This is a genomic window from Caballeronia sp. AZ7_KS35, from assembly GCF_023631045.1.
GTDB classification, from domain to species: Bacteria; Pseudomonadota; Gammaproteobacteria; order Burkholderiales; family Burkholderiaceae; genus Caballeronia; species Caballeronia zhejiangensis.
Genome location: NZ_JALQDV010000039.1, coordinates 163574 through 183142, shown reverse-complemented (window position 1 = coordinate 183142; position 19569 = coordinate 163574). Strand labels below are relative to the sequence as shown.

General features: G+C 64.0%; 20 protein-coding genes. 8 read left to right on the top strand and 12 right to left on the bottom strand.

The window, feature by feature from the left end; all coding sequences use genetic code 11:
• The first annotated feature begins 296 nt into the window (after window positions 1-296).
• Together msrC and NCT05_RS24960 are read left to right on the top strand one after the other, a co-directional pair.
• Window positions 297-791, top strand: a complete 495-nt coding sequence (gene msrC, locus NCT05_RS24965) for a free L-methionine (R)-S-oxide reductase MsrC (protein ID WP_250503405.1) — start codon at window positions 297-299, stop codon at window positions 789-791.
• 126 nt (window positions 792-917) lie between these two features.
• On the top strand, window positions 918-1901 hold the full coding sequence (locus NCT05_RS24960) for a substrate-binding domain-containing protein (RefSeq protein ID WP_033536490.1): 984 nt from the start codon (window positions 918-920) through the stop codon (window positions 1899-1901).
• 6 nt (window positions 1902-1907) lie between these two features.
• Here NCT05_RS24960 and NCT05_RS24955 read toward each other — a convergent pair whose 3' ends face one another.
• Window positions 1908-3080: a fumarylacetoacetate hydrolase family protein gene (locus NCT05_RS24955; RefSeq protein WP_008349133.1), complete on the bottom strand. Its 1173-nt coding sequence runs from the start codon at window positions 3078-3080 to the stop codon at window positions 1908-1910.
• Window positions 3081-3181: 101 nt separating this feature from the next.
• On the opposite strand from NCT05_RS24955, the gene NCT05_RS24950 reads away from it, so the two are divergent.
• Window positions 3182-3928, top strand: coding sequence for an IclR family transcriptional regulator (locus NCT05_RS24950; protein WP_008349131.1), 747 nt, complete (start codon window positions 3182-3184; stop codon window positions 3926-3928).
• On the opposite strand, the gene NCT05_RS24945 is transcribed toward NCT05_RS24950, so the two are convergent.
• Complete coding sequence (locus NCT05_RS24945) at window positions 3907-4449, bottom strand: universal stress protein (protein WP_008349129.1); 543 nt, start codon at window positions 4447-4449, stop codon at window positions 3907-3909. The genes NCT05_RS24950 and NCT05_RS24945 overlap by 22 nt on opposite strands.
• Before the next feature lie 272 nt (window positions 4450-4721).
• Here NCT05_RS24945 and NCT05_RS24940 point away from each other — a divergent pair, with 272 nt between their 5' ends.
• From NCT05_RS24940 to NCT05_RS24930, 3 genes are read left to right on the top strand one after another with little or no spacing between them, the layout of a single operon-like run.
• A complete protein-coding gene (locus NCT05_RS24940; RefSeq protein WP_250503404.1) occupies window positions 4722-5873 on the top strand; it encodes an HlyD family secretion protein in 1152 nt (383 codons plus the stop codon).
• 4 nt (window positions 5874-5877) lie between these two features.
• Entirely contained in the window at window positions 5878-7464 is a 1587-nt protein-coding gene (locus NCT05_RS24935) for a DHA2 family efflux MFS transporter permease subunit (protein ID WP_008349125.1), read from the top strand.
• Window position 7465: 1 nt separating this feature from the next.
• Window positions 7466-9013 (top strand): efflux transporter outer membrane subunit, encoded by a 1548-nt coding sequence (locus tag NCT05_RS24930; protein WP_250458185.1) that lies wholly within the window; start codon window positions 7466-7468, stop codon window positions 9011-9013.
• Here NCT05_RS24930 and NCT05_RS24925 read toward each other — a convergent pair.
• A complete protein-coding gene (locus NCT05_RS24925) occupies window positions 9010-9249 on the bottom strand; it encodes a hypothetical protein (RefSeq protein WP_175982667.1) in 240 nt (79 codons plus the stop codon). The genes NCT05_RS24930 and NCT05_RS24925 overlap by 4 nt on opposite strands.
• 219 nt (window positions 9250-9468) lie before the next feature.
• Here NCT05_RS24925 and NCT05_RS24920 point away from each other — a divergent pair, with 219 nt between their 5' ends.
• On the top strand, window positions 9469-9936 hold the full coding sequence (locus NCT05_RS24920; RefSeq protein ID WP_175982666.1) for a response regulator: 468 nt from the start codon (window positions 9469-9471) through the stop codon (window positions 9934-9936).
• On the opposite strand, the gene NCT05_RS24915 is transcribed toward NCT05_RS24920, so the two are convergent.
• Together NCT05_RS24915 and NCT05_RS24910 are read right to left on the bottom strand one after the other, a co-directional pair.
• A complete protein-coding gene (locus NCT05_RS24915; protein WP_250458184.1) occupies window positions 9912-10322 on the bottom strand; it encodes a hypothetical protein in 411 nt (136 codons plus the stop codon). The two genes, NCT05_RS24920 and NCT05_RS24915, sit on opposite strands and share 25 nt — an antisense overlap.
• A gap of 156 nt (window positions 10323-10478) precedes the next feature.
• Entirely contained in the window at window positions 10479-11393 is a 915-nt protein-coding gene (locus NCT05_RS24910) for a serine hydrolase domain-containing protein (RefSeq protein WP_250503403.1), read from the bottom strand.
• Between the two features lie 151 nt (window positions 11394-11544).
• On the opposite strand from NCT05_RS24910, the gene NCT05_RS24905 reads away from it, so the two are divergent.
• On the top strand, window positions 11545-12981 hold the full coding sequence (locus NCT05_RS24905; RefSeq protein WP_250503402.1) for an AarF/UbiB family protein: 1437 nt from the start codon (window positions 11545-11547) through the stop codon (window positions 12979-12981).
• Between the two features lie 39 nt (window positions 12982-13020).
• Here the strand turns inward: NCT05_RS24905 and NCT05_RS24900 are convergent, their stop codons facing one another.
• The 7 genes from NCT05_RS24900 to cyoB all read right to left on the bottom strand — a co-directional run bounded on the left by NCT05_RS24900 (window position 13021) and on the right by cyoB (window position 19567).
• A complete protein-coding gene (locus NCT05_RS24900) occupies window positions 13021-13818 on the bottom strand; it encodes an IclR family transcriptional regulator (RefSeq protein WP_175982662.1) in 798 nt (265 codons plus the stop codon).
• A gap of 10 nt (window positions 13819-13828) precedes the next feature.
• Entirely contained in the window at window positions 13829-14539 is a 711-nt protein-coding gene (locus tag NCT05_RS24895; RefSeq protein WP_033536512.1) for an SDR family NAD(P)-dependent oxidoreductase, read from the bottom strand.
• A gap of 11 nt (window positions 14540-14550) precedes the next feature.
• The gene (locus tag NCT05_RS24890) at window positions 14551-15852 is read right to left on the bottom strand and encodes an MFS transporter (RefSeq protein WP_250503401.1); all 1302 of its coding nucleotides are present in this window, start codon (window positions 15850-15852) and stop codon (window positions 14551-14553) included.
• A gap of 56 nt (window positions 15853-15908) precedes the next feature.
• On the bottom strand, window positions 15909-16436 hold the full coding sequence (locus tag NCT05_RS24885; protein WP_008349107.1) for a 2,4'-dihydroxyacetophenone dioxygenase family protein: 528 nt from the start codon (window positions 16434-16436) through the stop codon (window positions 15909-15911).
• Window positions 16437-16617: 181 nt separating this feature from the next.
• Window positions 16618-16950 (bottom strand): cytochrome o ubiquinol oxidase subunit IV, encoded by a 333-nt coding sequence (gene cyoD / locus NCT05_RS24880; protein WP_008349105.1) that lies wholly within the window; start codon window positions 16948-16950, stop codon window positions 16618-16620.
• Window positions 16950-17558 (bottom strand): cytochrome o ubiquinol oxidase subunit III, encoded by a 609-nt coding sequence (gene cyoC, locus NCT05_RS24875; RefSeq protein WP_250503400.1) that lies wholly within the window; start codon window positions 17556-17558, stop codon window positions 16950-16952. The genes cyoD and cyoC overlap by 1 nt, the downstream gene beginning before the upstream one ends.
• Entirely contained in the window at window positions 17558-19567 is a 2010-nt protein-coding gene (cyoB, locus tag NCT05_RS24870) for a cytochrome o ubiquinol oxidase subunit I (protein WP_250503399.1), read from the bottom strand. The genes cyoC and cyoB overlap by 1 nt, the downstream gene beginning before the upstream one ends.
• Between the last annotated feature and the right edge of the window lie 2 nt (window positions 19568-19569).

Genomic DNA, 19569 nt, shown 5'->3' with positions numbered 1-19569 from the left:
TAGCCGGCCATCGAGTCGTGGCCATTAATTAAATCAAGTTGATTTATTTAAGACCGACGGCGCGGCGAAGTAAAGCAGGGAAATCCCGAAGCATTTTGTTCAGCGGAATGCGAAACGCGCTGCGCGACCATTGCAAACCGCGGACCCGGTGCGCTTTCACACTAGGCGATGCAATCGTCAGTTCCAAGCTTTGCGACACGGCTTTGCAGCCAGCTTTCGACGCGCGGCGCGCGCAGCGTCGTGCGGATCGATGTGCTATCGTCGGCGACACTTTTCGACACATTGGCCGCCGTTTCATGTTCTCGATTTCCGAAGCCACGCACGCGACCAAGGCCGCGCAATACGACGATCTGCTGCAGCGAGCCCGCGCGCTCCTCGCCGATGAAGCCGACTTCATCGCCAACGCGGCGAATTTTTCGTCCCTCATCTATCACACGCTGCCGGATCTGAACTGGGCCGGCTTCTATCTGTTCGATGGCACCGAACTCGTCGTCGGGCCGTTTCAGGGCAAGCCGGCGTGCGTGCGGATCGCGCTTGGACGCGGCGTCTGCGGCACGGCGGCGCGCGAACGGCGCACGCAGGTCGTGCCGGACGTGCACGCGTTTCCGGGCCACATCGCCTGCGATTCGGCGTCGCGCTCGGAGATCGTCGTGCCGCTCGTCGGAAGCGACGGCGCGCTGATCGGCGTGTGGGACGTCGATAGCCCCGTGCCGAACCGCTTCGACGATGAAGACGCGCTCGGCATGGAAGCGCTGTGCGCCGAGTTCATCGCGCTCGCGTGGAAAAAATGAACGTCGAAGCAGCGGATAACGGCGCGGCCGCGCTCGTGGAAGCGGCCTCGCGCTGAGAATTTGTCCTCATCGGACGACTGGTCGCGTGCGTCTACAATGGGACGTTTTCATCCGTCTCAAAATTTCATGACGAGCCTCGTCCGCCGCCGCCTGCTTGCCGCATGCGCCATGAGCGCGTGTGCGTTCGCGCGCGTGCGCGACGTGCGCGCGGCATCGGACAAGGCGACCGTCGCGCTCGTGATGAAGTCGCTCGGCGATCCGTTCGTCGTGTCGATGATCGAAGGCGCGCGCAACTATCAGCGCCATTACGCATCGCAGCTCGATCTCACGACGAACGGCACGCTCACTGACAACGACGTCGCCGGGCAGATTCACATCGTCGAGTCGCTCATCGAAGCGAAGGTCAACGCGATCGTCATCGCGCCGGCGGATTCGAAGGCGCTGCTGCCGGTGGCGGCGAAGGCGATCGCGGCGGGCATCATCGTGATCGCCATCGACAATCCTTTCGACGAAGCCGCGCAGGACGCGGCGCGCGTCACGATTCCGTTCGTCGGACCGGACAGCCGGCGCGGGGCGAGGCTCGTCGGTGGGTATCTCGGCTCGAAGCTGAAGGCGGGCGATGAAGTCGGGATCATCGGCGGGCCGGCGAACGATCGCAACGCGCAGCAGCGCACGGTCGGCTTCACGGACGCGATGAACGCGGCGGGCATGCGTATCGCCGCCGTGGACAGCGGCGACTGGACCCTCGTGAGCGGCAAGGCGAGTGCGCTGGAGATGCTCTATGCGCATCCGGACTTGCGCGGCTTGCTCTGCGCGAACGACAACATCGCGATGGGCGCGATCGACGCGATCCGCATCGCCGGAAAAAGGGGCCGCGTGCTGGTAACGGGCTACAACAACATCGAAACCGTGCAGCCGATGCTCGACGACGGCCGCCTGCTTGCGACCGTCGAGCAATTCGGCGCGCGGCAGGCGGTGTTCGGTCTGGATGTCGCGGTGAAGGCGCTCGTGGAGAAGCGGCGGCAGAGAGACTTGTCGCCGTATATGGAAACGCCGGTGCAACTGGTGACGAGAGGGGCAGCGAAGGGGTTTCGGTTCGGGGCTTCTTAGAGCGCGTTAAACCAGCCCCCGCGCCGCAAGACTCCGATACAGCGCCCGCACCCCGAACGTCCACGGCTCGATTTCCGTCGACAGCTTCACCGTATTGACGAGCGCGCCGAGACTGGGCGTCGAGATCGTCACGACATCGCCGAGATGATGCGTGAAGCCGCCGCCTTCGGTGTCGCGGTCCTTGATCGGCGAGAACATCGTGCCGAGGAACAGCATGAATCCATCCGGATACTGATGATGCGCGCCGTGCGTCTGCGTGACGAGATCCGCCGGATCGCGGCTGATTTCGCTCATGTGGCTCACGCCTTCGAGCACGAAGCCATCGTCCGCGCCTTCGATGCGCAGCGACACGCTCGTCGCGCGCACCGAATCCAGCGTGAAGCGCTCGTCGAAAAGACGCACGAACGGGCCGATCGCGCACGACGCGTTGTTGTCCTTCGCCTTGCCCAGCAACAGCGCGCTGCGGCCTTCGATATCGCGCAGATTCACGTCGTTGCCGAGCGTCGCGCCGACGATCTCGCCACGCGCATTCACCGCCAGCACGATCTCCGGCTCCGGGTTGTTCCATTTCGACGTCGGATACAGGCCGACATCCGCGCCGAACCCGACCGACGACATCGGCTGCGACTTCGAAAACACTTCCGCGTCCGGCCCGATGCCCACTTCCATGTATTGCGACCACGCGCCGCGACGCTCCAGTTCGGCCTTCAGCTTCATCGCGGCGTCCGAGCCGGGCTCGATCTTCGACAGATCCGCGCCGATCAGCTTGTTGATCGTGTCGCGCACTTCCTGCGCGCGGCTTGCGTCGCCGCCCGCCTGCTCTTCGATGACGCGCTCCAGCAAACTCACCGCGAACGTGACGCCGCACGCCTTCACCGCCTGCACGTCGCAGGGTGCGAGCAGGCGCAGGCCGCCGGCCGATGCATCGAGCGTCGCTTGCAGCAGATCCTGAACGTTGCCGAGATGCTCGCCTTCGGCGTTGCGGGCGATGTCGAGCGCATCGGCGTGATCGAAGAGGTCGGCGGTGGTCGGCGCGGCGCGCGTGATGTCGAACACTTCGCCCTTGCGCACCGCGACGACGGCGGGACCGTTCACGGGCGCAGGGCGCCAGACACGGCCGATCAGCACGGCGTCGGCGAAATCTTCGGGCAGACAGGAGGAGACGTTGACGGTTTGCATGAATGCGATGACAGGCGGGAAAGGAATGCCGATCGTAGCCCGCGTGTCGAAGAGTGTCCATTGGGTTGATTAAATGTCCAACCCGTTGGAATAATGCGGTCATGGAAAAAACTTACGACGTTCCCGCGCTGCGCCGCGCCAGCGACATTCTCGAAGCGCTCGCCGCCGCCGCGAAACCGGTGCGTGCGGCCGCGCTCGCGGAACAAACCGGCCTCTCGCGCAGCACGCTTTATCTGATGCTGGAAACGCTCGCGCGCATGCAATGGATCGAAAAGCGCGACGACGGCTACATGATCGGCGTCGGTCTCTTCGAGCTCGGCAACGCCTATGTGCGGCACGACAAGCTGCAAGCCGCGTTTCGCGAAGGCGCCGGCGCGTTCATCAACAAGCACAACGAGGTCGTGCAGCTCGCCGTGCTCGACGGCGTGCAGGTTGTCTACATCGCGCGCGAGGACGCGCATCGTCCGGTGCGGCTCGTGTCGGATCTCGGCTCGCGTCTGCCCGCGCATTGCTGCGCGCTCGGCAAGGCGCTGCTTTCCGGAATGACCGATGAAGCCGTGATCGAGCGCCTGCCCGACCGTCTCGAAGCGGTGACGCCGCGCACCATCACGCGGCGCGCGGCGCTACTGCGCGAACTCGCGTCGATTCGCGCGAGCGGTCTCGCGGTCGAGCGCGAGGAAGTCGCGGAAGGCCTCGCGTGTTTCGCGGCTTACGTCGGGATGACGCCGGCGGGCAAGCGCGTCGCGGTATCGACGAGCGTGCCGGTCGGCCGGCTCGATCCGAAACGTGAGAAGCAGATTTCGATCGGTATCGTGCAGCTTGCAGCTCACTTGCGCGGCGCGCTCTGACGATGTGATACGCGCGTGCCAGCGCAGGCCGACGAAGCGGCGACGCGCGCGTGATCGGTTCCTGCGGAAAGCGGTGCGCTCGCGTGCGCCGCGATCAGCACGTCGCATGTTGCGTGCGAGCACACCACATCGCGCAGACGCGCTTCGCCGTGCCGCCAGCCGGCTTCCGCCTCGCCGCCGAGCACGATCAGATCCGCGCCCGCCGCCTTCGCCTCGCGCGCGATCAGTTCGCCGACGCTCGTGCCGTCGAGCGGCTGCGTGACGCTGCGCGCAATGCCGTCGATGCCCGCGCTATCGATCAATCGCGCCGCATAGCGCGTGACGGCACGCGCGTGATCCTCGATGACATCGAGCGTTTCGCCCGGATTGCTGTCGGCGGTGACGATGGCCCACCACGGCGCCTGATCGACGATGTGCAGCGCGGTCAGCCGCGCGTTGCAGTCGCGGGCGCGCGTGATGGCGGTGGTCAGGGCGCTTTCGCTGAGGCTCGTGCCGACCGCGACGAGAATGTGCTTGTACATGATGAGTCTCCGTCTGTTTGGTTCAGAGCGGATGATCGGCTCGCAAAGTTAGCGGGAAATGAGCGCGCAATTGCATCTTTTACAAAGCGACTGGATCGCTGGCCATTGCGCCCGCGCCGCTGCGCCTGCGCGTATCGAAACCGTAAGGGAATACCGTTTGCTGATCGTGTGCCTTCCGAATGCCTTGATCGAGCGTCCGAGCGCTCCGGCATTCGCGCAACTTCGCCCGGCGTTCGTCCGGGACTCATCCGATTACCCGATAGCGAGCGGCGATGTCAGACCGAGACGACTCCGATACTCAAGACGAAGCGCGCGAGAATGTTCGCAAGGACGCGAAAGACGACGGCGACAAAGCGGAAGACAAAGCGGAAGACAAAGCGCGCAAGAAGCCCGGCAAAAAGCCGCTGATCATTCTGGGCGTCGTCGTCGTGGTGCTGGCGATCGGCGCGTTCGTCTGGTGGTTCCTGACGCGCAATCAGGTCAGCACCGACGACGCCTACACCGACGGCGATGCCGTCACGATCGCGCCGAAGGTATCGGGCTATGTCGTGACGATGCACATCGACGACAACCGCTTCGTGCACAAAGGCGATCTGCTCATCAGGATCGATCCGCGCGATTATCAGGCGCAACTCGATCAGGCCAACGCGCAGCTCGGTCTCGCGCAGGCGCAACTGCACGCGGCGCAAACGCAGCTCGAAGTGGCGCGCGTGCAGTATCCAGCGCAGCTCGCAGAGGCCCAGGCGCAGGAGCTCAACGCGCGCGCCAATCTCGCGCAGGCGAGCGCGGCGTACGAGCGGCAGCATTCCGTCGATATCCGCGCGACGTCGCAACAAAACATCGACACCGCGGACGCCCAGCAAAAGAGCGCGCAGGCGAACGTCGCGCAGGCGCGTGCGCAGGTCCGCACCGCGAGCCTCGTGCCGCAGCAGATCGCGCAAGTCGTGGCGACCGTCGAGGAGCGGCGTCAGCAAGTGCGGCAGGCGCAGGCGCAAGTCGAATCGGCGCAACTGAATCTCTCGTACACCGAACTGCGCGCGCCCGCCGATGGCTGGATCACGAAGCGCAACGTGCAATACGGCACGTTCCTGCAGGCGGGCACGTCGATACTTTCGCTCGTCACGACGCGCGTCTGGATCAGCGCGAACTTCAAGGAGTCGCAACTGGATCGGATGCAGCCGGGCGACAAGGTCGATATCGACGTCGATGCGTATCCCGACATGAAGCTGCACGGCCACGTCGACAGCGTGCAGCTCGGCAGCGGCTCGCGCTTCTCCGCGTTCCCCGCCGAAAACGCGACGGGCAACTTCGTGAAGATCGTGCAGCGCGTGCCGGTGAAGATCGTCATCGACGATGGATTGAAGCCGGGCACATCGCTGCCGCTCGGGCTTTCGGTCGTGCCGACCGTCATGCTGCGCCATTGACATCATGAGCGACAGCACCGCGGAACACGACCACAGCGGCTGGAAGCCGAGCGCGAATCCGTGGCTCATCGCCGTGGTCGTCACGCTCGCGGCGTTCATGGAAGTGCTCGACACGACCATCGTGAACGTCGCGCTGCCGCACATTTCCGGCACGATGTCCGCGAGCTACGACGAAGCGACGTGGACACTCACGTCCTATCTCGTCGCGAACGGCATCGTGCTGCCGCTTTCGGCGTACTTCTCGAAGATACTCGGGCGCAAGCGCTACTTTCTCATCTGCATCGGGGCGTTCACGGTCTGCTCGTTCATGTGCGGCATCGCGTCGAATCTCGGTGAACTGATCGTCTTCCGGATTCTGCAGGGCTTCTTCGGCGGCGGCCTGCAACCGAGCCAGCAATCGATCATTCTCGATACCTTTCCGCCCGAGCAGCGCGGCCGCGCGTTCTCGATCTCGGCGGTCGCGATCGTCGTCGCGCCGGTGCTCGGACCGACGCTCGGCGGCTGGATCACCGATAACTTCACCTGGCGCTGGGTCTTTCTCATCAACGTGCCGGTGGGCGTGCTGACGACCATCGCGGTGATGCAGTTCGTCGAAGATCCGCCGTGGGAAAAACGGCAAGACCCGAAGAAGATCGGCATCGATGTGGTCGGCATCAGCCTCATCGCGCTCGGGCTCGGCTGTCTGCAAGTATTTCTCGATCGCGGCGAGGACGACGACTGGTTCGCGTCGAACTTCATCGTGACGTTCGCGGTGCTCGCGGCGGTAGGCATCGTCGGCGCGACATTCTGGCTGCTGTACGCGAAGCGGCCCGTCGTCGATCTTCGCGTGATGAAAGATCGCAACTTCGCGCTCGGTTCGGCGGCTATCGTCGGATTCGCATCGGTGCTGTACGGCAGCGCCGTGCTGATACCGCAGCTCGCGCAACAGCAGCTCGGCTACACGGCGACGCTCGCGGGCCTCGTGCTCTCGCCGGGCGCGATCTGCATCGTGTTCCTGATTCCCGTCGTCAGCAAGCTGATGAACGTGATTCAGACGCGCTTTCTCGTCGCGTTCGGCTTCTTTCTGATGGGATGCGCGCTCTTGTATTCGCATCATCTCGTGCCGAACGTCGATTACGTGACGCTGACGAAGATGCGCAGCGCGCAATCCATCGGCATCGGCTTTCTGTTCGTGCCGGTCACGACGCTGGCGTATCTGTCACTGCCGAAGTCGCTCAACAACGATGCCTCCGCGCTCTTCACGATGTTTCGCAACGTCGCGGGATCGATCGGCATCTCGCTCGCGACCGCGATGATCCGCGAGCGCACGCAGGCGAACATGGCGCATATGGTCGAGCATCTGACGCCGCTCAATCAGCCGTACAACGAGTCGGTGCAACGCATCGCGCGCACGCTGATGGACAGTGGCCAGACGATGTCGCAAGCGATGTCCGCCGCGACCGGGCAGATGTACAAGACGCTCGTATCGCAGGCGACCATCCTCGCGTATCTCGACGTGTTCGCCGCGTGCGCGATCTTCGCGTTCATGTTCATACCGCTCACGTTTTTCTTTTCGCCCGTGAAGGCTTCGGGCCAGGCGGGAGGGCATTGAGATGAAGCTGCGTCCAATCATTCCGTTCATTCCGATGTTCGCGCTCGCATTGAGCGCGTGCGCGGTCGGCCCGGATTTCACGCCGCCGAAAGCCGATGTTCCCGATAACTGGCGCGACACGCAGCGCGCGCAGAACGCGCCGGACGATCCGCGCGTGCCCCATGCCGACGCGCCATCGACGGCGCAGACTTCCGCCGATCCCGATCCGCGCTGGTGGAAGCAGTTCAACGATGCGACGCTCGATGCGCTGATCGAACGCGCCATCGCGGGCAATCTCGATTTGCAGAGCGCGGTGCTGCGCATCGCGGCGGCGCGGGAAGAGAGCGTGTCGGCGGCGGCGCAGGGCTTGCCGCAGTTGAGCGCGAATGCGAGCGTGAAGCGTCAGCAACTCGGCTTGAAAGGCCTGCTCGAATCGCAAGGCGTGTACGACAAGCTCGACGGTCTCGGCGCGAACGGCGCACAGATCCGTCAGGGACTCGATTCCGCGACCGGTCCGGTCACGCTGTTTCAGGACGGCTTCGACGCATCGTGGGAACTCGATCTTTTTGGCCGCGTGCGGCGTTCGGTGGAATCGGCGAATGCGCAGACGCAGGCTGAAATCGAAAGTCGCAACGACGCGCTCGTTTCGCTCGAATCGGAAGTCGCACGCACGTATGCGCAATTGCGCGGCGCGCAGGCGATCAAGCAGATCACACTCGCCGAGATCGACGCCGAAGAGCAGATTCTCGATCTCACGCGCGAACAGGCACGCGTCGGCCTGACGAGCCAGCAGGACGTGCAGAGCGCGAGCGCGCAAGTCGGATCGTTGCAGGCGCAACTGCCGACGCTCGATGCGCAAATCGCGCAGGCGATGAACGGTCTCGCCGTGCTGACCGGCAACGCGCCGGGCACGCTCGACGCGGAACTGTCCGATGCGCGCGCGTTGCCGCCGGTGCCGCCGGTCGTGCCGATCGGCTTGCCGTCGACGCTCGCGCGCCGTCGTCCAGACATTCGCCGCGCGGAGGCGCAACTGCATTCCGCGACCGCTGAAGTCGGCGTCGCGGTGGCGCAGATGTATCCGGATATCTCACTAACTGGGCAGGTCGGCACGCGTGCAACGAAGGCGCGCTATCTCGCGCATTGGTCGAGCCTGTTCTGGTCGGTCGGGCCGAGCATTTCGCTGCCGATTTTCGAAGGCGGCGCGTTGCGCGCGAACGTGCGCGTGGCGAAGGCGCAGGCGGGGCAAGCGGCGTTGCAGTATCGGCAGACGGTGCTCAACGCGTTGCAGGAAGTGGATAACGCGCTGGTTTCGTATCGGACCGAACAGGACCGGCGCGCGGCGCTCACGCGCACGGTCGAGGCGAATCGCGTCAGCCTGCAACTCGCGACGGACAGTTATCGCAAAGGACTCACGCCTTTCGTGACCGTGCTCGATGCCGAACGTCAGCTTGCGCAGACGCGCGAGCAGCTCGCGCAATCGACCGTCAACGTGACGACCGATCTCATCGCCGTGTACAAGTCGCTCGGCGGCGGATGGCAGGACGACGCATCCGCGACCGCGCAAAACTAACGTCTGCGCTTTTTCCAGTCGTAGTCGGCGGGCGGATCGGCGACGCCGGGCTTGCCGACCGAATGCGGGTTTTCACTGCATAGCGTGACGAAGCCGATGTTCTCGCCAGCGGCTTGACGGCGGCGCAGGTCTTCGGCGAAGCGCAGCGCATCGGCGAGCGCGTTCGCATCGAAGCGCTTGTAGCGTGCCGCGCCTTCGGCGTCAGGGTTGTCGCCAAGCCAATACACGACGAACATCGATTAGCCTCTCGTTTGGAGATGAATGCACCATCGTCGACGCTCATGCGACGACGATGCAAATCCTGCACGGCGCGCGTGCATCGACGCGCCGCGACAGCCACCGGGTAATCCCGAAGTGTAACGTCGGCGCGCCGCATGCCGCCTGACGCCACGCTTTTGCGGGCCCGCGAGGGAATGATCGTTGCTCTCATCTCCGTTCATTCCGAGGCCCGAACGATGCAACGACACGAACGTGTTTCCACGCGAGCGCTGTGGCAGATTCCGCCGCGCGCGACGTGCTGCGACGAGCCGCGCGTGCTCATCGCCGATGACGACATGGACGCGACGCGCGCGATCTGTCTCGCGCTCGAAGACGCCGACTTCACCGTGCGCGCGGTGCACACGGGCCTCGACGCCGTGTCGCTCGCGCGCAAGTGGCGGCCGGGCGTCGTACTGCTCGATCTGATGATGCCGCTCGGCGATGGCTGGGAAGCGGCCGAAGCGATCCGCGCCATCGATCTGTCGATGTTGCTGCTCGCGCATACGAGTTGCACGGATCCGCAGGATCTGTCGCGCGCGCAGCGCACCGGCTTCAACGGCTACTTTGTCAAGCCGACCGAACTCGACGGCATGATCGCGGTGCTGCGCGATTATTTCTCGGCGCGTCAAGGCGAGGGCGATCATGCATCGGTGCGCTTGCGCTGAACGAGTTCGAGCTTCGGCGCGAATGGTTCGACATCGCGCTCTGCGTCCGCCTTCAACATGTCTTCCCAGTACTGACAATAGCCGGCCCAGAACGGCATCTGCGTATGCGCGGATGCGGCCGTCGGCAGCGGATCGGGCAGCATGCGGCGCAGGCGCCCGATCTCCTTGTGCTTCCATTGCAGCAGCGCGCGGCGCTCTCCGCGCCGCGGCGGGCACATTTCGTTCATGCTCGCAACAGCTATCGAGAAACCCTCGGCGGGGCGCGATGCCATTTTCGTCAGCACCGCGGTCTGCGGGCGCGGCCCGCGTTCGTGACAGATGATCGCGCCGATCTGCCCAAGGATGTACATCGCTTTCGCCATCGGCGGTTCGGAATGGTATTGCATGGCGCTTCTCTTTTTATCGTTATGAGTCTTCGTGCACGGCGCTCGAAGTTTTCTCGATCTTGATGTGAATGCGTCCAGGCGACGCATTTATAAGATACCGTATTGAGATTAATCCGAAATGTGCATCGACAAAAAGATACAGTCGCGCGGTTTCTTTCACGCCATGTCGAGCACATGGCGCTCGAACAGGTCGCGCATGTTGCGATGTGCATCGCCGCTGTCGCACGTCGTGGCCGCGACGATCCGCTCTCGTTGCGCGATGAAGATGAACTGGCCGCCGTGTCCCGCCGCGAAGACATAACGCGGATCGATCCAGCAGAGATAGCCGTATTGCGCGTCCATCGGCGGGCCGCCGTCGCTTTGCACCGACATGGCATCGTCGATGAACGCTTCGTCGACGATGCGCGCGCCACGCCATGCGCCGCGATGCATCATCAGAACGCCGAGCGAAATCATGTCGCGTGCGCGCAGCAGGAGACCGCGCCCGCCGAACGTGTGACCGTCCTCGTCGCTGATCCATGCGCTCGCTTCGATGCCGAGCGGCGCGAACAGCGTGTCGCGCGCGTAATCGGCGAGCGTGCGCCCCGTCGCGGATTCGAGCGCCAGCGACAGCAACTGGACCGCGTGCGAATCGTATTGAAAGCGCGTGCCCGGCTCGCTCGCGAAGGGCCGCGAGAGAATGAAGCGCAGCCGGCTTTCATCGTCCGAGAAGCGCTCGCAACTGCCGAGCACGCAGTCGTCGATGGTGCGCTGGTCCCATTCGAATCCCGATGTCATCATGAGCAGATGCCTGAGCGTGATGCGCTGCACGCGATGATCGAGCGCCGTGTCGCACATGGGCGGCACAAGGCGCGCGGCGGGGGTATCGAGCGGCGGAAGCGCGCCTTCGCGAAGCGCCGCGCCGACGGCAAGCGTGACGATGGTCTTCGTGACCGAGTTGATGTTTTCGAGCGATTCCGGCGTCACGTCCTCACGATAATGTTCGAACGCGATCGCATCGTCGTGCGCGACGATGAAGCTTCGCACGCCGGATTCGTTCGTCAGCGCTTCGCGTAAGGAAGAAGTCGTCATTTAAAAAGGATCGCGAAGTAAATGAGGAGGGCTTCGTTTCGTCCGCGTGCATGCAGGAACGAATCGTGTTACACAGTCAGCAATCCGGATGCCACACACGGCGGCATCGCAGCCTTTCAGCGGTTTCAACTCACTTTCAGCGAGCCCGAATTTGTCAGTCCGACGACTCGCGACGCTCTGGCGTCTTGGCCGGGCGTTCGTCCGCGAAAGCCATCTGACCGGCGACGGCGCAGCGATGACGCGCGTCGCGCGCTTCTTCGCCACGCATGGCGCGCGCGCCGCGCCGCTGGCAGCCGGCGTGCCCGCGCTCTCGCAACTTTCGCGCGTGCTGGAGAACGCGTCCGGCGCGCTCGCGAGTCATCCGGCGCTTGCCGAAACGGCGGTGCGCGTCGCGCTGTCCGAACTCGACGGGCTCTTCACGCCGTACGACGCAACGCGCTTTCGCGACGCTTGCAGAGCCGCATTCCCGCCCGCGCTTTCCTTCGAGCTCACCGAGTTGAGCGCGGTGCCGTTGCGCTCGGGCATCGCGGAGCAGACGCATCGTGCTCGCATCCGCGATATGGCGGTGCGCGTCACGCTATTGCGCGCCGACGCGCATGCCGAACTCGCTGACGATCTCGACCTCGCGCTCGCGGCTGCGCGTTTCGCGGAACGCCGTTCGGCGAAGGCGCGCGAGATGCATCCGGTGGAATGGGTGCGCCGTTCACGCGAGAGCGTCGATGCGATGATCGACTTGCGCCAGCGCGCCGCCGATCAGAGCTACTTGCGCTTTCGCCTGCGCGACGACGCGCGTCTCGCCGTGCCAGAAGTGCTCTGGGACTATTGCAACGATTCGGTGCTGACGACACGCGCGATCGAAACGGCCGCACTGTCGGATGCGCAAGCGCTCGCGTCATGCGGGCTCGATCAGGCCGATGTCCTCGCGACGCTCATCGAAGCGTTCTTCGAAATGGCGCTGGGCGTCGGGCTGTATCACGCGGGACTGGACGCGGCGGGCGCGCGCGTGGGCATCGAAGGCGAGACGCGCGGCCAGATCGTGCTGGAAGCCGACAATCCGATGATGTTCTTCGCGGCGCACGAGCGCGACTTCATCGTCGGCGTATCGCATGCGCTGATGGAGGGCGATCACAAGGCGGCCGCGCGCGCACATCTCGAGCACGGCCGGCCCGAGACGCATGCGACGCATCACGAAGTGCGCGTCGAAGCGACGTATCGGCGCGAAGCCGAGCGCTTTGCTTCGCCGCACGCACGCAGCAAGGTCGGTGTCGCGCATCTATTCGGCGCGATCGGCAAGGCGCCCGCCGAACATATGTTCAGCGCGTCGCACGGGCGCATCGCGTCGCGCGCGGTGCTGCTCGCGCGTTCGGCGGAACGCATCGAGCGCATCGCGGAGGACATCGCGCCGGACGTCGACGTATGGAAGATCGCGCGCAGGGTCATCGTGCGGCTCGCGGCGGATCAGATCGGCTTCAGAAGCATGGCGGCGCGCTTTGCGCACGAAGCGACGCACTGGCCGCACACACTGCCGCGTCTGCCGCGGCTCATCGCACAGCGGGCGGATGCGGCGGGCGCGTTTCGGCGGGACTGAGGGGCGCTGGTTCCGAGCCAAGGCGCGGGCATTAGCGCGTCAACGCGTACCCGGCGACATACGCTCCGCGATCGCGCGCGACGCGTCCTTCAGCGGCTCGACGTAGGTTTCGAGCGGCGTCGCGCTCTTTCTGAACAGCGGAATGCTGATGCTCACGCAGCCGAGCGTCACGCCATTCGCGCCGACGATCGCGCTGCCGTAGCAGAAAATCTGCGCCTCGTTTTCCTCGCGGTCTTCCGAATAGCCGCGCGCGTGAGTTGCATCGAGTTCGGCGTCGAGCGCGGCGCGATCGGTGATCGTGTTCGGTGTGAAGCGTTCGAACTTCAGGCCATGCAGCAATGCATCGCGTTCGGCGGGCGATTGCGTCGACAGATACGCCTTGCCGACGGAACTCGAATACAGCGTCACGCGCGTGCCGATGCGCGACGCCATGCGAACCGCATGCGGGCTTTCGAGCTTCTCGATGTACACCATCTCGGAGCCGCTGCGCACTGCCAGATGCACCGTCTCCTGCGTCGCGTCGCGCAGCGCCTGCAACGCGTCGGTGGCCGCGATGCGCAAATCGGAGCGCTCCCAACTGCGGCTCGCGAGCGACATCAGCCGCGGGCCGGGCGCGTAACATCCGCCGCGCACGCTTTCGACGACCAGGCCTTCCGCGATTAGCGCGCCGACGATGCGATAGACCGTCGGACGCGGATAACCGCTCGCCGTGGTGAGACGCGCGATGGTCGGCGGTTCGCCGGCATCGGCAATGAGTTGCAGCACCGCCATGAACTTCGAGAAGGCGGCGGTGCCGGTGGCCTTGGCGGCGTCGAGGGAAGCGGTGTCTGAGGGCATGATGCGGGAATCATGCCACGAGATAGCCGCCATCGACGGGTACGATCGCGCCCGTCATGAACGACGCCGCCGGTGACGCGAGAAACGCCGTCACGCGCGCGACGTCTTCCGGCAAGCCCCAGCGCTTCATCGGCGTGCGGTCGAGGATCGCTTGCGAGCGGCCGTCGTCGTTCTGCAGCGCTTGCGTGAGCGGCGTCGCAATCCAGCCGGGCGCAACGGCATTCACGCGGATGCCCTCGGCGGCATAGGCGATCGCCAGCGATTTCGTCAGTTGCGCGACGCCGCCCTTGCTCGCGCTGTACGCGGGCACGAGTCCGCCGCCGAAGAACGTCAGCATCGACGCCGTATTGATGATCGAACCCTTGCTGCGCGCGAGCAGTGGACGCGCGGCGGCGCACATGCGCATCGTGCCGTTGAGATTCACCGCGATCACGCGCTCGAATGTTTCGATGTCGTGCTCGTCGCCGCGCCGGATCATGCCCGCGCAGTTGACGAGCACGTCGAGCGAATCGATACGCGCAAAGAGCGCGGCGACGCTGGCGGCATCGGCGACATCGAGTTCGACGACTTCGATGCCGGGCGCGTCGGTCGGCGCTAGGCCGGCGGCGATCACGCGCGCGCCGAGCGCCGCGAATTGCTGCGCGATGCCCGCGCCGATGCCCTGCGTGCCGCCGGTCACGACGACGGTCTTGCCCTTGAAGAGATCAGCTTGAAAAGTCATATCGGTGCGATTCATACGGCGGGAACGGGTTCGGTCTGGCGCTCCGCGTCCTCGATCGGCGCGCGCACGACGAACATGTAGACGAGCGCAGCAGCGAACGCGACGCCCGCGCTGATCAGGAACGCGTTCACGAACGAATGCGTCTTGTCGACGACGAGGCCCGTGATGAACGGCGCAAACGAGCCGCCGAAGTAGCCGCCGAAGTTCTGGATACTGCCGAGCGACGCGACCATGTGGCGCGGCGCGGCAACGGAAACGAGCGCCCACGCGGCGCCGCTCGCCATGTTGACGAAGAACATCGCGGCCGAGAGATAGGCGATCGCGAGCGTCAGGTTCGGCGTGAACGCGGCGGGCACGGTGAACAGCGCCGCGCCGATGAGTCCCGAGCAGATCGGCCACTTGCGGCTGCGGATCGGGGCGACGCCGCGCGCCATCAAACCATCGGCGATGAAGCCCGACGAGAGCATGCCGAGCGTGCCCGCGAGATACGGAATCGTCACGACCCAGCCGGTCTTCGCGATCGTCAGATGACGCTCGTGTTCGAGATACGCGGGCAGCCACGTGAGATACAGCCACACCATGTAGATCACGCCCATGAAGCCGAAGATCATGCCCCACGTCGTCGCCTTGCCGAAAAGGCCGCGCCATTCCGCGAACGTCATGTTGCGTTCCTTGCGCTGCGCCGGTTCGCCCTCGGTCAGATGCGCGAGTTCTTGCGATTCGAGCTTCACGTCCTTCCGGTTGCGATAGACGATGTACCAGCCGATCGACACCGCAATCCCGAGCGCGCCCATGATGACGAACATGTTGCGCCAGCCGAAGGACAGCAGAAGCACGGTGAGGATGGGCGGCGCGAGCGCGGGTCCGATGGTCGATGACGTGACGAAGATGCCCGTCGGCTTGCCGCGTTCGCGTTGCGCGAACCATTCGGACACGACCTTTGCGCCCGCCGGAAATTGCGGCGCCTCGCCGATGCCGAGCGCGATGCGCGCCGCGAGAAACTGATGCAGATTCGTGACGAGCCCGCCGAACAACTGCGCGACCGACCACACGAACATGCCGAGGCCGAGCATGATGCGCGCGCCAAAGCGGTCGAGCATCACGCCGATGGGCAACTGCGAGAACGCGTACGCGAACGAGAACGCGGAGAGCAGCAGGCCCATCTGCGAGGCGGAGAGGCCGAGCTCCTGCGTGACGGAGTGATTCGCGATCGAGAGCGTGCTGCGATCGAGATAATTCACGATGCCCGCGAGCGTCAGAAAAGTGAGCGCGACCCACTGAATGCGCTTCAGGCGCGGTGATTTTTCCAGCATGTTGTCTCCTCCGAATGCTCTGTCGAGTCTGTTAGAGGGTTGAGTTTGGGTGGATGCTAGCGAATGAATTGATCGACGAAGTCGGCACCGAGTCCGACCGATTCGTAATGCTTGCGGCACATGTCGACTTTGGTGAAGACGTCTTCGTAGCCGGTGTAGTTGCCGTACGGGTCGCAATAGAACATCACGCCGTTCACCTGGAAGTACGTGATCATTTCCTCGACGTCTTCGGGAACATAGAGCGTGTGCGTTTCGCCGGGCGGCTCGAAGACATAGCTGCCTTCGGTCGCTTCCCAGTCATGTTCGAGATAGCGCCAGCGGCCTTTGAGCACCATGCCGTGGACCGCCTGCGGATGACGATGACGCGACAGCACGCCGGATTTGCGCACGCGCAGGAGGTTCATCCAGTAGCCGGTCGACACGTTCAGACACAGCGGACGGAACCAGACGTTTTCGGCCTGCGGCACCCATTCGCGCTCGTCGGCGGGAATCGCGCTCGGCACGACGATTTCCTTTTGCGCTTCTTTAGGGAAGGGAAGTTGATACGGCGTCATGGCATCCGCCGCGGGTTTCGGCGCGGTCATCGCGTCTCCTTGTCCATATTGTGGATTCGTGAATCAAATTATGGACAGATATTCTTCCTCGTTCCGCGAATTGTCAAGATTCTTCAACGAATGATGAATTCGTGCAGATACCGCCTTTTCGACGGACGAAAAAAAGGCGGACCGGCAGGTCCGCCTTAGATCACGCGATGAAGCCGAGCGATTAGCGCGCCATCATCAGCATGTGCACGTTATGCATCACCCAAACCGTGCCGACGATAAGAATCAGCGACATGAGAATGGTGTAGGCAAACGAGATCGCATGCCAGCGCTGTCCCTTCGACGAGTTGACGTGCAGGAAGAACACCACATGCACGATCACCTGCACCGCGGCCAGCACGGCGAGCGCGACGATCGCGCTTTCGCCCTTGAACGCGCCCGAGGTCGCGGCCCAGAACGACGCCACAGTTAGCACGACAGCCAGCACGAAGCCGATGAGATAACCGCGCACGGTGACGTGCGGGAAATCGCTTGTTTCGGTATGAGCATGTGCCATCAGACGACGCTCCCAAGGTAGACGAAGGAAAACACGCAAATCCAGACGATGTCGAGGAAGTGCCAGAAGAGGCTCAGGCAAGCGAGACGGCGCAATTCGCGTTCGTTCATTTGCGGATTGCGTGCGATCTGCACGGCCAACACGACCAGCCAGATCATGCCGATGGACACGTGCAAACCGTGCGTGCCGACGAGCGTGAAGAACGCCGACCAGAACGCGCTGCGTTGCGGACCCGCGCCTTCAGCGATCAGATGCGCGAACTCCTGCATTTCCAGAAACAGGAAGCCCGCACCCATCAGGAACGTGACGAACAGCCACGCGAGCACCGCGCCCGACTTGCGGCGCGTCGCCGAGATCATCGCGAGACCGAAGGTCAGGCTGCTCGTGAGAAGCAGGCCCGTTTCGTACGCGACGTCCTTCAGGTTGAAGAGATCCTTGGGCGTCGGGCCGCCTGCGGTCTGCATCGCGAACATCGCGAAGGTTGCAAAGAGCGACGCGAACAGCACGCAGTCGGTCATCAGATAGGCCCAGAAGCCGAACACCGAATGCGACTGGTGCTCGTGCTCATGGCCATGCGCGTGTTGCGCGGATAGAGTCGATTGCGACATTACATTGCCTCCAGTTCGAGTTCGCGAGCCGAGCCGGCCTTCGCAGGCGTCTTCGGCGGACGATTGCGCTCTTCGGTCGACTTCACGGTCGCGGCCGGGATGATGAAGCCGGCGTTATCACGGAAGCTGTAACCGATAGCCGTCGCGAAGATGCCGACCATGCTTGCAGCAGCGAGCCACCAGATGTGCCAGATAGCCGCGAAACCGAAGGCCAGCGCGAACAGGCCGATGACCAGACCCGCGCTCGTATTCGACGGCATGTGGATGTCGCGGTACGGACGCGTATCGATGCGGCCGTGTTCCTTGGCATCGGCGAAGTCGTCGAGTTCGCGCACAGCGGGAAGATTCGCGAAGTTATAGACCGGCGGCGGCGAGCTGATGGACCACTCGAGCGTGCGCGCACCCCACGGATCGCCGGTGACATCGCGATACGCAGGCTGATTGCGGCGGATGATACTGACCACGATCTGCGCGACCTGGAACACGACGCCCAGCGCGATGATGCCCACGCCCACGGCAGCGGCGATGAAGAACGGCTGCCACGACGGGTCGTCGTAGTGATTCAGGCGGCGCGTCGCACCCATGAAGCCGAGGATGTAGATCGGCACGAACGCGACGAAGAAGCCCACGAACCAGCACACGAACGCACTCTTGCCGAGCTTTTCGTCGAGCTTGAAGCCGAACACCTTCGGCCACCAGTACGAAATGCCGGCGAAGTAACCGAACACCACGCCGCCGATGATCGCGTTATGGAAGTGCGCGATCAGGAACAGGCTGTTGTGAAGCACGAAGTCCGCGCCGGGAATCGCGAGCATCACGCCCGTCATGCCGCCCAGCGTGAAGGTGATGACGAAGCCGATGGTCCAGAGGATTTGCGAAGTCATCTGCACGCGGCCTCGGTACATCGTGAAGAGCCAGTTGAAGATCTTCACGCCGGTCGGGATGGAAATGACCATCGTCATAATGCCGAAGAAGGCATTGACGTTAGCGCCCGAGCCCATCGTGAAGAAGTGGTGCAGCCACACGAGGAACGACAGCACCATGATGCAGCACGTGGCCCAGACCATCGTCTTGTAGCCGAACAACGGCTTCTTCGAGAACGTCGCGACCACTTCCGAGTAAATGCCGAAGGCGGGCAGAACCAGGATGTAGACCTCAGGATGACCCCAGGCCCAGATCAGGTTCAGGTAGACCATCGGGTTGCCGCCGCCGTCGTTCGTGAAGAAGTGCATGCCGAGGTAACGGTCCAGCGCCAGCAGCGCGAGCGCGACGGTCAGGATCGGGAACGTCGCCATGATCAGCACGTTCGAGCAGAACGCCGTCCACGTGAAGACCGGCATCTTCATCCACGTCATGCCGGGCGCGCGCATCTTCACGATCGTCACGAAGAAGTTCACCGCGGTGAGCAGCGTGCCGACGCCGGACAACTGCAACGCCCAGATGTAGTAGTCGACCCCGACGCCCGGATTGAACTGCGTCTCGGAGAGCGGCGGATACGCGAGCCAGCCCGTCGTCGAGAACTCGCCGATGAACAGCGACAGGTTGATCAGAATGGCGGCGACGGCCGTCATCCAGAACGACAGCGAGTTGATGAACGGGAACGCCACGTCACGCGCGCCGATCTGCAGGGGCACGACGAGGTTGAAGAACGCGACCAGCAGCGCCATGGCCATGAAGAAGATCATGATCGTGCCGTGGGCCGTGAAGATCTGGTCGAAGTGATGCGGCGGCAGATAGCCGGGCCCATCGAGCGCGATGGCCTGTTGCACGCGCATCATGACGGCGTCGGCGAAGCCGCGCACGAGCATCAGCCCGGCGACGACCAGATACATGACGCCGATGCGCTTGTGATCGACCGAAGTCAGATACTCGCGCCAGAGCCAGCCCCATTTGCCGAGTTTAGTGATAAGGCCGACCGTACCGAGCGCGAGGACCGCCATGAAGACGGTCGCCCCCATGATGATTGGCTCGTGGTACGGGATCGCCTCAAGCGTTAGTTTGCCGAACATGG